This window comes from Paenibacillus hamazuiensis, from assembly GCF_023276405.1.
Lineage (GTDB): Bacteria > Bacillota > Bacilli > Paenibacillales > NBRC-103111 > Paenibacillus_AF > Paenibacillus_AF hamazuiensis.
In genome coordinates this window covers 8683311-8696400 of record NZ_JALRMO010000001.1, presented here as the reverse complement: position 1 = coordinate 8696400, position 13090 = coordinate 8683311, and the positions used below count along the sequence as shown (strand labels likewise).

Here is a 13090-nt window from a genome sequence, read left to right as displayed (position 1 = left end):
AGGGATAACATGCAGCAGCGGGAAGAAGTTTTTAAGAAATTAGCTCTGGTCAACGATCCCGAATTGGACCGATCGCTTACCGAACTGGAATTTATCAATGAAGTAACCATCCAGGATTCATCCGTCACGGTTTCATTCCGTCTTCCCACTTATTGGTGTTCCACAAACTTCGCTTTCATCATGGCGGAGGATATACGCGACCGGGTATCGGAGCTTCCGTGGGTAAGCAACGTGGTCGTCAGACTCGAAGATCACTGCGCCGCAGCCGAAATCAATGAAGGGGTTTCGTCGCGCAAATCGTTCTTCGAGACGTTCCCGAATATGGCTAAGGGCGAACTTCAAGAGCTGCGGGAATCATTTCGAATCAAAGCCTATTTTTCCCGTCAAGAAAAGTTAATTCAATATCTCATCCGTTCGGGATTGGAACATGCGGCTATCTTGAATTTGACCATTCAAGGTTTGTCGGAACTGCCGTTTTTTGAAGCGGAAGGAACCGTACTGGCGGAACGATATTTGGCCATTCGCGAGGAATTCGGACAGGGCAATCAACCGGAGCAAACAGCGTTTATTCGGCCGGACGGCAGCGAGCTGGATCCGGAGAGCTTTCCCGATTACCTGGCGAGCGCGCGGCTGATCCGCCTCAGTATGGAATTCAACGGGCACCATTGCCAAGGCTTGTTTCAAACACGATACGGTACGGAACCACTTTCCGAAATGGAGGCATGCAAAAATGAAAGCAGCGCTTTTGTATAATTACAATGAGCCTTTACGAATTGAGCAAGTTCCGGACCCGGTCATTACGGACCCAAGCGATGTTATCGTGAAAGTCGGGGGAGCCGGCGTTTGCCATACCGACCTGCATCTGATCGAAGGCGTTTGGGCGGAAACTCTCGGCACGCCGCTTCCCTACATCATCGGCCACGAAAACGCCGGTTGGGTCCACGAAATCGGTTCCGGCGTTACCAATTTCCAGGTAGGCGATCCTGTTATTCTGCACCCTGTGATGAGCTGTGGAAAATGTCTGAGCTGCCGTTCCGGCGAGGACATGCACTGCCCCAATCTGAAGTTTTGCGGTCTCACCGTTAATGGCGGATATGCCCAATATTTGAAAACTTCCGAACGGGCCTTGATTCCGCTGCCGAAGGGTGTAAATCCCGCCGATGTAGCGCCGTTTGCCGATGCCGGCATCACCGCCTACCGCGCTGTACGCAAAGCGGCTCCTTTAGCCAAGCCCGGTACCCATGTTGTTATGATCGGGATGGGAGGACTCGGCCATATTGGCGTTCAAGTCATGAGAGAGCTGGGGAATGCGGATATCATTGCGCTGGATAAGAACAAGGAGCGTCTGAACATGTCCTTGGAGCTCGGGGCCGTTCACGCCGTCGAGGCCAATCATAAAGCCGTTTCTCAGGTTCGGAGTCTGACCGCCGGGCAAGGAGCCGATATCATTATCGACTTTGTCGGCAATGACCAAACCCACGAGGAGAGCCTGCAAATGCTTCGCAAGGGGGGAACCTATATCGTTGTCGGTTACGGGGGGACGGTACAACTTCCTTCGCTTAAACTCATCAACAATGAGTTCAGCATTCTCGGCAGTTTGGTCGGAAACTATAACGAGCTGTATCAGTTGATGGAACTTCATGCCCGAGGCAAGGTAAAGCTTCATTCCACGAAATATTCGCTGGACGAGGCGAACGATGTGCTGAATTTGCTTCATCATGGAAAAATAAACGGCCGAGCCGTTCTTGTCCCATAAAAATAAAAACACCTCGAAGGGATTGAACAATATGGCAAAGCTTTTTTTGCTGCATGAGGAGGCACGGGCTGCTCTTGAACGAGGTGTCGATAAACTGGCCGCGATCGTCAAATCCACACTCGGACCGAAGGGCCGCAATGTCATCATCGATCGACCGTTTTCCACTCCCTTGGTCTCCAACGATGGAGTATTTATCGCAGGTGAAATTGAACTCGAGGATCCCTTCGAGAATATGGGCGCCATGCTGGTTAAGGAAGTAGCCAATCATACGAATAATAGTGCGGGTGACGGCACAACCACCGCTACCGTACTTGCCCAGGCTATGGTGAAGGAAGGTCTGAAGTCCGTTCGCAATGGCGCCAATCCGATTTTTTTAAAAAAAGGGATGGAACTCGCGGTCAAAGAAGTCGTTCATCATCTTAAAGAGTCCGCCGTTTCCGTTGATAACAACAAGTTCATAGCCAAGGTAGCGTCGCTCGCCGCAAAAGACGAAGAGATAGGGGAATTCATTGCCGATGCCATAGAGAAGGTAGGCAAGGACGGAATTATCAATGTCATTGAATCCAAACTCCCGTTCACGACACTCGAATTTATGGAAGGCATGCAATTCGAGCGCGGTTATATATCACATAAAATGGTCACTGATCCTGAAACCATGGAGGCGGTTCTTCATCACCCATACATTCTCATCGCCGATCAAAAAATTACCTCCGTTCAACAAATTTCGCCTATCATTGACCAATTAACTCACAAAGACCGTCCGCTGCTCCTCATTGCGGAAGAGATCGAGAGCCAGGTGTTAGGCAGCCTGGTAAATCAGATTTCGAACAAATTGAAGATTGTCGCTGTTCGCACGCCTGAGTTTGGTTATAACCGTAAATTGGTATTGGAAGATATTGCAATTCTTACAGGCGCACAGATTGTCTCCGTGGAAACCGGGATAACCTTGGAACATATCACCGTAAAAGATTTGGGCTCTGCGCAGCAGGTGCGGGTCACGAAAGACAACACCTCGATTACTAACGGGCATGGAGACAAGAATGAAATTAAAGGCAGAAGAAATCAGATTCAAAAGCAGTTCGAAGATACGACCCAGGAATGGGAAAAGGAGAAATTACAGCAGCGATTATCCAATATGTCCAGCGGCATAGCCATCATTCTGGTAGGCGGCGCAACGAATGTTGAGCGCCGGGAAAAGCTGCTTAGAGTCGAAGACGCCTTACATGCTACGCAAGCCGCATTGGAAGAAGGCGTTGTCGCCGGAGGGGGCACTGCCTTATTGCAGGCTTCATCCGCATTGGAAAAATGGCTTCAGCCTCTGCAGGGCGATGAAAAAATCGGGGCCCAGCTTGTCCTGAACGTGCTGCCTACGCCGCTGCAAACCATTGCCGCTAACTGCGGCTTCGACGGGAATTCCATTGCGGATAAGGTGAAAGCTCTGCCCAAGGGACATGGATTCAACGTTCTTACGGAACAATACTTCGACATGATTGCGAATGGAATTATGGATCCCGTTAAAGTCACCTGTTCCGCTCTCGAAAATGCCGCATCCATAGCCGCTTTAATTATTACGACGGAGTCGCTGATTACCAATAAGCCGGACCCGTTAATCGATCCTGCCAGCGGCCCCGCTCGCGGCGGAGGCGCGGAGCTACTCGAATAAGCATATCGGTGGTTGATGACGGATTCCCCTGCATTCTCAATGCAGGGGAATTATCTCTGACTATAGATTGGGTGGGCGAATATGAATCCTTCCGTTTCATTAACGCAAGTGCAAACGAATAAATTAAACATTTCCCCGCAATTCATGCAATCTGTCCATATTATGCATCTTTCATCGGCGGAACTGGTCAATTATTTGCAGGAACAGTCTGTAGAAAATCCTCTGCTGGATATCGCTTGGCCGACCTTAGACCCCGGTAAAAAAATTCGTTTACGTTCGCAAGCACTTTCAAAGGACAGTGAACAGGATTGGCTTAACAATGTCAGGGGGCCGGAAGAAACACTCGAAATCATGCTTCTGAATCAGCTCCAACTGATCGATATTCCCGATAAAATCAGGAAAATTGCCCGATATTTTGCGGGCAACTTAAACGAGCACGGATATTTGAGCGTTGATATTCATGAAGCTGGAGCCCTTTTTCATGCAAGCATAGAGGAAGCTCAGTCTGCGCTTCGTTGTTTGCAATCTTTGGACCCCCCGGGTGTAGGCGCCAGAGACCTGAGAGAATGCTTGCTGCTGCAAATCGGCAGAGACCGTAACGCGAGTCCTTGGGCATATCGGATTGTAAGCGATTTCTTAAAGGATTTGGCTGGCGGAAAACACAAGCGGATCTCGGATAAGTTGAACATATCCATTGAAGAAGTGAACCATTCACTTCGTTATATTCGCAGCTTGAACCCGCGCCCAGGCCTTCCTTACAGTAACGTATCCCAGAAATATATCGTACCGGATGCCATTATTCTAAAACGACAAAACGGCTGTCAAATTATCATGAATGAGAGCGGATTCCCTACATTATCGATTAATCATTATTATCAACAGCTTTTAAGCGGAAACGAATGCAAAGAAGCCAAGCATTTTTTGCGTTCTTACTTGCAAACCGCCAACGGACTTATTCGCGGCCTTGAAGAAAGACAAAAAACTTTGTATAAAGTCATTGAAACCATTGTACAAGAGCAGTTCGCATTTTTTGAAAAAGGCAAATCCCATTTGAAGCCTATGAATTTGAAGGCCGTTGCGGAAATTTTGAAGTTGCACGAATCGACCGTAAGCCGCGCCGTGCAAAACAAATATGTTCAAACTCAGCATGGCTTATTTGAATTAGGTTACTTTTTTGCATCCGGTTTGTCGACGGACGATGGCATGGCGACATCCGCAGAAAGTGTGAAAGAAAGAATTAAGACGATTATTCAAAATGAAGATAAAAGAAACCCTCTCTCCGATCAGCAGATCATGGAAATATTGGTAAAGGAAAAGATTCAAATCTCCCGAAGAACGGTGATGAAATACAGGGAAGAACTGAAATACTTATCGTCGCGGCTTCGCGGTTCATGCTGAGGTCGGGTCGAATAATCGTGCCCTCGGCTCCGTCATGCGAAATCGAGCGTGCCGGCAATATGCGTCGGCACCTCCACCGGTACGTTCGGAAATAAAAGAAGAGAGGTTTCCCCCTCTTCATCGCTAATTTAAGGCTGAAGTTCAATCAATAAATCCCCCGTTTGAATCACATCGCCGGCTTTTACGTATACCGCCTTCACCTGTCCATTCATCGGCGCTTGAATGTTGGTTTCCATTTTCATCGATTCGGTAATAAAGAGATGCTCCCCTTTTTTCACCTTATCTCCCGGTTCCACCATCACTTTAACGACTTTGCCCGGCATGGGCGCTCCGATTTGCCCACGGTCGCCGGAGTCGGCCTTGCGGCGAACTTCGGCGCTCACTTCGGCGGACAGGTCGCGAACGGGAATTTCACGCGGCTGGCCGTTCAGTTCGAAGTATATCGTTTTCGTTCCGTCAGGGGCGAGCGGCCCTATGGCGATCAGCTTCACCATGAGCGTCTTCCCCTGTTCAATGTTGACGGCAATCTCTTCGCCAAGACGAAGCCCGTAAAAGAACGTAGGCGTATCCAGCACGGAAATATCGCCGAACTCTCCGGTTACCTTTTCTTTATCCAAAAATACTTTCGGATACATCAGGTAGCTCATCAAATCATAATCGTTCACAGGACGTCCCAATTTCTGTTCCAATTCCATGCGAATTTGAGCAAAATCAACGGCGGGGAGCAGCTCGCCCGGCCGGCAGGTGAAATATTCGCGGCCTTTCAGAATGACATCGCGCAGCTTTTCCGGAAACCCGCCGGGAGGCTGTCCCAGATAGCCCTGGAAAAACTGAACCACCGATTCCGGGAAATTGAGCAGCTCGCCTTTTTCATAGATGTCTTCTTCGCTTAAACGGTTTTGCACCATAAACAGCGCCATATCCCCTACGACTTTGGAAGACGGAGTGACCTTCACGATATCGCCAAACATCCGATTGACGGTGGAGTACGCCGTCTTGACCTCTTCCCACCGTTCTTCCAATCCTACGCCCTTGGCCTGCTGATGAAGATTGGTGTACTGCCCGCCGGGCATTTCATGGAGATAAATCTCCGAACTCGGCGACTTCATGCCGCTCTCAAATCCTTCATAATAGGCGCGGACGTCTTCCCAATAATCGGACAGCTTTTGCAGTTGGGAAAGATCGAGTCCCGTATCCCGCTCCTGGCCCTGCAAGGAAGCCACCAGCCCGTTTAAGCTGGGCTGCGAGGTCAGTCCGGACATCGAGCTGACGGCTGCGTCGACAATATCGACGCCTGCTTCGTAAGCTTTGATGAGCGTGGCCATTTGGTTGCCGCTCGTATCGTGGGTATGCAGATGGATCGGGATTCCGATTTCCTGCTTGAGGACGCTGATCAGTTTATAAGCGGCGAAAGGCTTGAGCAATCCGGCCATATCTTTAATCGCAAGAATGTGAGCTCCCGTTTTTTCCAATTGTTTGGCCAATTGAACATAATAGCTCAGGGAGTATTTATCCCTCTTCTCGTCCAAAATATCGCCCGTGTAGCAAATCGCTGCTTCCGCAACTTTGCCGGATTCACGCACCGAATCGATCGCGATGCGCATTCCCTCGATCCAATTCAAGCTGTCGAAAATACGGAATATGTCGATGCCCGCTTCAGCCGCGAGCCCGACGAATTTGCGAATGACGTTGTCGGGATAATTCGTATAACCGACTCCATTTGCTCCGCGAAACAGCATCTGGAACAAAATATTGGGGATCTTTTCGCGAAGCAAGCGAAGCCGCTGCCAAGGATCTTCGTTCAAAAACCGCATGCCGGTATCAAACGTCGCTCCGCCCCACATTTCGAGCGAGAACAGATCCGCCGCCAGCTTTCCTGTCGCCTCCGAAATGTTCAACAGATCGTATGTCCGCACCCTGGTGGCGAAAAGGGATTGATGGGCGTCGCGGAACGTCGTATCGGTGACGAGCAGCCTGCCACTCGACCGAATCCATTGCAGCAGTCCGTCCACTCCGTGCTGCTCCAAAATTTGCTTGCTCCCCGCCGGATATGCCTGTTTCACCGAAGTGACAGGGATCCGGGGCGCCGCAAAGATGGGCTTCTTCCCCGCAGGCAACCCGGGGTGGCCATTGACGATCGTTTGCCCGATGTATGACAGCAGCTTGGTCCCGCGGTCTTTGGGAGTCGGGAATTCAAACAGCTCCGGATGCCCTTCGATAAAGGACGTATCGTATGCGCCGCTTAAAAAGTCGGGATGCTTGACGACATTTTCAAGAAACGGAATGTTGGTTTTGACCCCGCGAATCCGAAATTCCTTTAGCGCTCGAAGCGCTTTTTTGGCAGCTTGTTCGTAGCTCACAGCCTGGGAGCAAACCTTGACCAATAGAGAGTCGTAATGCGGTGTGATGAAGGCTCCCGGATAGGCGTTGCCGCCATCCAGGCGAATCCCTAACCCTTCGCCGGAACGGTAAACGAGCAGACGCCCGGTTTCCGGCATGAAGTTTTTTTCCGGATCTTCGGTGGTCACCCTGCATTGGATCGCGTAGCCGTTCGTTTTGATCTCTTCCTGCCCGGCAATGCCGATCTCCCGATCCTCCAAGCGGTAACCTTCGGCTATGCGGATTTGGGATTGGACAATGTCAATCCCCGTGATCATCTCGGTGATCGTATGCTCCACCTGCACTCGGGGATTGACCTCTATGAAATAAAATTGCTGGCCTGGAGCGACCAGAAATTCAACGGTTCCCGCATTGCGGTATCCGGCTGTTTTCATGAGCTGCAAGGCGGCATCGCAGATTCGTTTGCGGAGTTGTTCGGGAAGCGAATAGCTGGGGGCGACTTCCACGACCTTCTGATGCCTGCGCTGAATCGAGCAATCCCGTTCGAACAAATGCACCGTATGGCCATAGCGATCGGCCAAAATTTGCACCTCGATATGCTTGGGGCGCTCCAAATATTTCTCGATATAAACAGCCCCGCTGCCGAATGCGGATTTGGCTTCCGAGCTTGCGCGATTAAGCGCTTCCTGCAATTCCTCCTCGCTTCGCACGATGCGCATCCCGCGTCCTCCGCCTCCGGAGGCCGCTTTGATGATCATCGGGTAACCGTACTGTTTGGCAAAAAGCAGTGCCTCCTGCAGCGATTGAACCGGTTCCGGCGTGCCGGGGATGACCGGAATTCCGGCCTTCACGGCCATCGCTCTGGCATCAACCTTATCTCCGAACATTTGCAGATGCTCAGGTGCCGGACCGATAAACACGATTCCTTCTTCTTGACATCTTGTTGCAAATGCCGCATTCTCCGCCAAAAATCCGTAACCCGGATGAATCGCATCGACATCGTACCGCTTGGCGACCTCAAGAATGCTTTCGATATCCAGATAGGCTTCAATGGGGCCCTTTCCTTCGCCGATCAGATAAGCTTCATCCGCTTTAAAGCGGTGAAGAGATACATTGTCCTGCTCGGAATACACAGCGACCGTTCGAATGCCCAACTCCGTACATGCCCGGAAAATGCGGATCGCGATTTCCCCCCGGTTGGCGACCAATACCTTTTTGAAATGATGGATATTTGTCATACTTTCCTCCCTCTTTTCCCATCGCTCGAAATTCCTCGTAATACATCTTTTATCATTTTATGATGCGACATAAAATAATTTAGTATGTCATATATAATGAAATACTAGCTTATTTTGCATCATTTTTCAATTATTTCTTTTGTAACATTCGTTATTCTTGGTAAAAAAGACCTCGTTCGTTCTTTAACGCTTTGGTGAACTTAATCTTCAACGCAAAGAAGCCCTTGAATTCAAGGGCTTCTTTGATAAAACCAAAGAGAAAAACTTATTCTGCGGTCCTTATTCGTGCGCTCAGCTCCTTCAACTTTCTCATGAGCCGATCCTCTCTTCTGCCGAAAATATCGTGAAGCTTCACATATTCACCGTAGATTTCATCATACACGATCTTATGCTCCGGTATCGGGCGATACGTCTGCTCGCGCAGTCGGACCATCTTGGCTGCCGCCTCCGCTATGTTCGAATAACCGCCTCTTTCCGAACCGGCGGCAACCGCACCGAACATCGCCGCTCCGAGCGCGGTCGTCTGCTCCGATCCGGGTAGTTTAATTTCCCTTCCGAGTACATCGGCATAAATTTGCATCAGCAGCTGGTTGCGGCCGGGAAGCCCGCCGCAGGCAAAGAGCTCGTTTACCTTGACGCCCGCCTCTTCAAACGTTTCGATGATTCGACGCGTTCCGAAGGCCGCCGCCTCGAGCAGCGCCCGGTATATCTCCTCCGGCTTGGTATGAAGCGTCAGGCCTACGATCAGTCCGCTTAATTCCGAATTGACCAGAACGGAACGGTTCCCATTCCACCAGTCGAGCGCCAGCAATCCGTGTTCACCGGGCTTCAGCCGGCTTGCCCGGTTTTCCAGGAGCGCGTGGACGCCAAGGTTTGCCGCCCCGGCCTCACGCTGCAGCTGCCCCGGAACGGCATGCTCGACGAACCAACCGAACATATCGCCCACCGCAGGCTGGCCGGCTTCATAGCCGAACAAGCCGGGCACGATGCCGTCTCTCACGACACCGCAGATTCCTTCGACATGAACCTCCCGATCGCTGAGCAGCATATGGCACAGCGACGTCCCCATCGCCATCGCCATTTGACCGGGCTTAACGGCCCCTGTCCCGACAGCCCCCGCATGGGCGTCGATCAGGCCGACCGCCACCGCCGTTCCCGGCAGCAGTCCCATCATGTCCGCGGCATGCGCAGACAGCTCCCCCGCTTTGGCGCCCAAAGAAACGACGTTTCCGCGCAGCTTCGTCTCCGCGATTTGCCGCAAACGCGGATCCAGCGCATGAAAAAAGTCGGCCGACGGATATCCGTCCGCCTTATGCCATAAAGCCTTGTACCCGGCGCAGCAGCTGCTTCGGGCCAAGCTTCCCGTCATGACGCGGACGATCCAATCCGCAGCTTCCACGAACATATCCGCCGCCTCGTAGATTTCCGGCGCTTCCCGCAGCACCTGCCATACTTTGGCTATCATCCACTCCGAGGAGGTTTTGCCGCCGTAGCGCCTCAGGAAAACTTCCCCTCTTTGCGCCGCAATCTCGTTCAGCATATCGGCCTCCGCTTGCGCCGCATGATGCTTCCAAAGCTTCACATACGCATGAGGCTCGTCCGCATACGTCTCCAGCATGCAGAGCGGAGTCCCTTCCGCATCGACGGGCATCACCGTACAAGCGGTAAAATCGATGCCTATGCCGATTACCCAAGCCGGCGGCACTCCGGCAATCCGCAGCACCTCCGGAACCGATCGGCGCAGCACCTCCACATAATCGTCAGGATGCTGCAGCGCCCAATTTGGCCCGAGCCGCTTGCCGGAAACAGGCAAAGCTTCGTCGATAACCCCATGTGGATACCGGGTTACGTGAAAAGCCAATTCCTGCCCGTCAGCCGCATCAACCAGGACGGCCCTTCCCGACTCGGTTCCGAAATCAATCCCGATAACACAGCGTTTTTCCACCGTCTTCACGTCCTTATCGGTATAATGGACCGAAGGCCGCGCATGCCCGGTAATCGGCACCGACGGGCTCGCCGGCGCCGAAGGCGGTCCATGCGCTCGGACGGAACAGCCGCTCTTCCGGCACGTTGTGCATGCACACCGGAATCCGCAGCATCGAGGCGAGCGTGATCAAATCGCCGCCGACATGGCCGTAGCTGAACGCGCAGTGGTTGGAGCCCCAGTTGTTCATCACCGTATACACGTCCTTAAACGCGCCTTCTCCCGTCAGCCTCGGCACAAACCACGTCGTCGGCCACGTCGGATTGGACCGCCGGTCGAGCGCATCGTGAATGTCTGCCGGCAGCTCGACCGAATAACCTTCGGCGATTTGCAGCACCGGTCCGAGCCCCTTGATCAGGTTGATGCGGGCCATCGTCATCGGCATGCCGCCGCGTGTCGTGAAGTCGGTCGAATACCCGCCGCCGCGGAAGAAGTCGACCGCAGGGCACCATAACGTCGCCTCGAGGCACTTGTTCGCTTCCTCTTGGGTTATGTCCCAGAAAGGCTTCATCGCCGGTGAGCCGCCGATAGTCTGTTCTCCGGTGCCGTCCAGCGCCGCAGGACCCGAGTTGATCAGATGGATGACGCCGCCGGCAGCGGCCCCCTCCAGTTTCTTTCCGGTGACCCGTTCCACTGCCTCCGGGCTCCAATAAGTCCGCACGTCGGCGAAAATTTGCGCGCCGCCGGTCAGCAGATGCCCGAACAGCATCGTGACCGCGTTCAGGTTATCGTTTTCCGTCGCCAGCATAAACGGCTCGCGGATACCGTTCCAATCGAACGAGCTCGTCAGGATCGCTTCCATGAAGTCCCCGTTCGGGAAATGGTCGGTCCAAGCCCGCTGCCCCTGGAATCCGGCGGCGATCGCGTTGTGACCGAGCGCTTCTTCCTCGTAGCCCATATCCGCAAGCTTCGGATTGCCGACCATCAGGTCGCGGGCGATCAGAGTCATCTTCACGACGGTTTCCCAGTCCTGATCTTTCTGCCGGTCCGTCCGCTGCAATACGGCGGGATTCACATCCGCTCCGACGCGGCAGTTCGCCTTCGTCCAGGTCAGTGCCCGCTCGTATTCCTCATGATCGTAAATGCCGCGCTCCATCCTGCGGATGAATTCCGACATGTCGACATATTCATTGCGCATCCCCAGGTAATCCTGGAAAAAGCTTTCGTCGACGATGCAGCCGGCAATCCCCATCGATACGGTGCCCATCGCCAGGTACGATTTCCCACGCATCGTCGCCACGGCGAGTCCCGCCTTGGCGAATTGCAGCAGCTTTTCCTGCACATCTGCGGGAATCGTGCTGTCGCCGATGTCCTGCACGTCCTTGCCGTAGATGCCGAAAGCCGGCAGCCCTTTTTGATTATGCGCAGCCAACGCGGATGCGAGATAAACCGCTCCCGGCCGCTCCGTGCCGTTGAAGCCCCAGATCGCTTTAGGCATCAGCGGATCCGTATCGATCGTCTCCAGCGGGTAACACCAAGACGGAGTGACCGTAACGGTCAGGCCGACGCCCTCCTTGCGGAACTTCTCCGCCGTCCGCGCGGCTTCGCCGACGCCGCCGATCGTCGTATCGGCGATGACGCACTCCACCGGCAGTCCGTTTGCGTGGCGGAGGCGGCTGCTCAACAATTGCGCGCACGCCTTCGCCATATTCATCGTCGGCTCCTCAAGGGATTCGCGGATCCCACCCCGCCGGCCGTCAACGACGGGCCGGATTCCGATCTTCGGCATGTCGCCCTGCAGGCGATTGACGATTTTAACAGCGCTCATCTTATTGTCCCCCTCCATATGACTCGAGCCACGCACGGCTCAACCGCTGCAGCTGCTCCACTTCCAGCTTGTTGGTTGCCGTAAAATCCCCGTGATCCTTGGATCGGCAATGATAATTGTCCAGCACGCCCTCCAGCATCAAATAATACTTCGCATTGACCGGGTACAGCTGCTTCTCAATGAGGGAAGCGATGCTCAGGAAATCCGACAGCCGCTCGGCCTCCTGCGGCTTTTCGCGCCAATTCCGGTGCAGCCATACATAAAGCTCCGGATGGAAATTGGCCATGATGCCGCTGTAGCCTCCCACGCCCAACCTCAGGGTCTCATACAAAGTGGCGGAATTGGCGTTATATATGTTTAACGGCGTGCCTTGAACCGCTTCCGCCTTCGCCTTGATATTGCCGATATCGCAGCTCGTATCCTTCAGAAACAAGAACCTTCCGGTTTCGGCACACGTTTTCAGCAGGCCGGGGGAAAGAATCCGTTTGTAAGGATACGGGCATTCGTAGAAACCTAAAGGAATGTCCTCCGGAATCCGCGCGAGCAGCTTTTCCAGATTGCCCATCCATACCTCGTCCGACTCCTCCTCCTTGGCGAGCCGGTTGGAAATCAGAATGAGCGCGTCGATCCCGGTTCCCGCCATGGCCGTCAGCTCCTCGGCCTGCTCGTCCAAGGAATCGGAAATATGCCCCGAGGCGATAACCGGAACACGTCCCGCAGCTTTTTCTTTCACGAACGCAGCGAGTTTAACGCGCTCCTCCAAGCTGAGGAAAAACATTTCGCTCGATTGACAGACGGCAAACAAACCGTCAACCTGCTTGCCGGCGTACCATTCGATCAGTCTTTCGAGTGCGCCGTAATCAATTTCGTTTTCCCTTGTAAAAGGGGTGATCATCGTCGGCCAAATGCCGTTCGGGTTGTTCATCTTCATTGGCTCCTTCTT

General features: G+C 53.1%; 8 protein-coding genes. 4 read left to right on the top strand and 4 right to left on the bottom strand.

Going from position 1 to position 13090, the window contains the following annotated elements; genetic code table 11:
• Positions 1 to 9: 9 nt before the first annotated feature.
• The 4 genes from MYS68_RS37975 to rpoN all read left to right on the top strand — a co-directional run bounded on the left by MYS68_RS37975 (position 10) and on the right by rpoN (position 4817).
• Positions 10 to 753 carry an iron-sulfur cluster assembly protein gene (locus MYS68_RS37975; protein ID WP_248930703.1) on the top strand — a complete coding sequence of 248 codons (744 nt, stop codon included), beginning with the start codon at positions 10 to 12 and terminating at the stop codon, positions 751 to 753.
• Positions 731 to 1756, top strand: a complete 1026-nt coding sequence (locus tag MYS68_RS37970; protein WP_248930702.1) for an NAD(P)-dependent alcohol dehydrogenase — start codon at positions 731 to 733, stop codon at positions 1754 to 1756. The genes MYS68_RS37975 and MYS68_RS37970 overlap by 23 nt, the downstream gene beginning before the upstream one ends.
• 31 nt (positions 1757 to 1787) lie before the next feature.
• A complete protein-coding gene (groL, locus tag MYS68_RS37965) occupies positions 1788 to 3419 on the top strand; it encodes a chaperonin GroEL (RefSeq protein WP_248930701.1) in 1632 nt (543 codons plus the stop codon).
• An 81-nt stretch (positions 3420 to 3500) separates the two neighbouring features.
• Complete coding sequence (gene rpoN, locus MYS68_RS37960) at positions 3501 to 4817, top strand: RNA polymerase factor sigma-54 (protein WP_248930700.1); 1317 nt, start codon at positions 3501 to 3503, stop codon at positions 4815 to 4817.
• A gap of 128 nt (positions 4818 to 4945) precedes the next feature.
• Here the strand turns inward: rpoN and pyc are convergent, their stop codons facing one another.
• The 4 genes from pyc to MYS68_RS37940 form a co-directional block, all read right to left on the bottom strand.
• Entirely contained in the window at positions 4946 to 8395 is a 3450-nt protein-coding gene (pyc, locus tag MYS68_RS37955) for a pyruvate carboxylase (protein WP_248930699.1), read from the bottom strand.
• Between the two features lie 265 nt (positions 8396 to 8660).
• On the bottom strand, positions 8661 to 10340 hold the full coding sequence (locus MYS68_RS37950) for a ribulokinase (protein ID WP_248930698.1): 1680 nt from the start codon (positions 10338 to 10340) through the stop codon (positions 8661 to 8663).
• Positions 10341 to 10353: 13 nt separating this feature from the next.
• On the bottom strand, positions 10354 to 12147 hold the full coding sequence (locus MYS68_RS37945; protein WP_248930697.1) for an L-fucose isomerase: 1794 nt from the start codon (positions 12145 to 12147) through the stop codon (positions 10354 to 10356).
• 1 nt (position 12148) lies between these two features.
• Positions 12149 to 13072: a dihydrodipicolinate synthase family protein gene (locus MYS68_RS37940; RefSeq protein ID WP_420852194.1), complete on the bottom strand. Its 924-nt coding sequence runs from the start codon at positions 13070 to 13072 to the stop codon at positions 12149 to 12151.
• Positions 13073 to 13090: the final 18 nt, after the last annotated feature.

Excerpts from the sequence above, each read along its gene's own strand:
- MYS68_RS37975 (WP_248930703.1), top strand. The coding sequence starts at position 10 with ATGCAGCAGCGGGAAGAAGTTTTTAAGAAATTAGCTCTGGTCAACGAT.
- MYS68_RS37945 (WP_248930697.1), bottom strand. The coding sequence starts at position 12,147 with ATGAGCGCTGTTAAAATCGTCAATCGCCTGCAGGGCGACATGCCGAAG.
- MYS68_RS37940 (WP_420852194.1), bottom strand. The coding sequence starts at position 13,072 with ATGAACAACCCGAACGGCATTTGGCCGACGATGATCACCCCTTTTACA.
- groL (WP_248930701.1), top strand. The coding sequence starts at position 1,788 with ATGGCAAAGCTTTTTTTGCTGCATGAGGAGGCACGGGCTGCTCTTGAA.
- MYS68_RS37970 (WP_248930702.1), top strand. The coding sequence starts at position 731 with ATGAAAGCAGCGCTTTTGTATAATTACAATGAGCCTTTACGAATTGAG.
- pyc (WP_248930699.1), bottom strand. The coding sequence starts at position 8,395 with ATGACAAATATCCATCATTTCAAAAAGGTATTGGTCGCCAACCGGGGG.
- rpoN (WP_248930700.1), top strand. The coding sequence starts at position 3,501 with ATGAATCCTTCCGTTTCATTAACGCAAGTGCAAACGAATAAATTAAAC.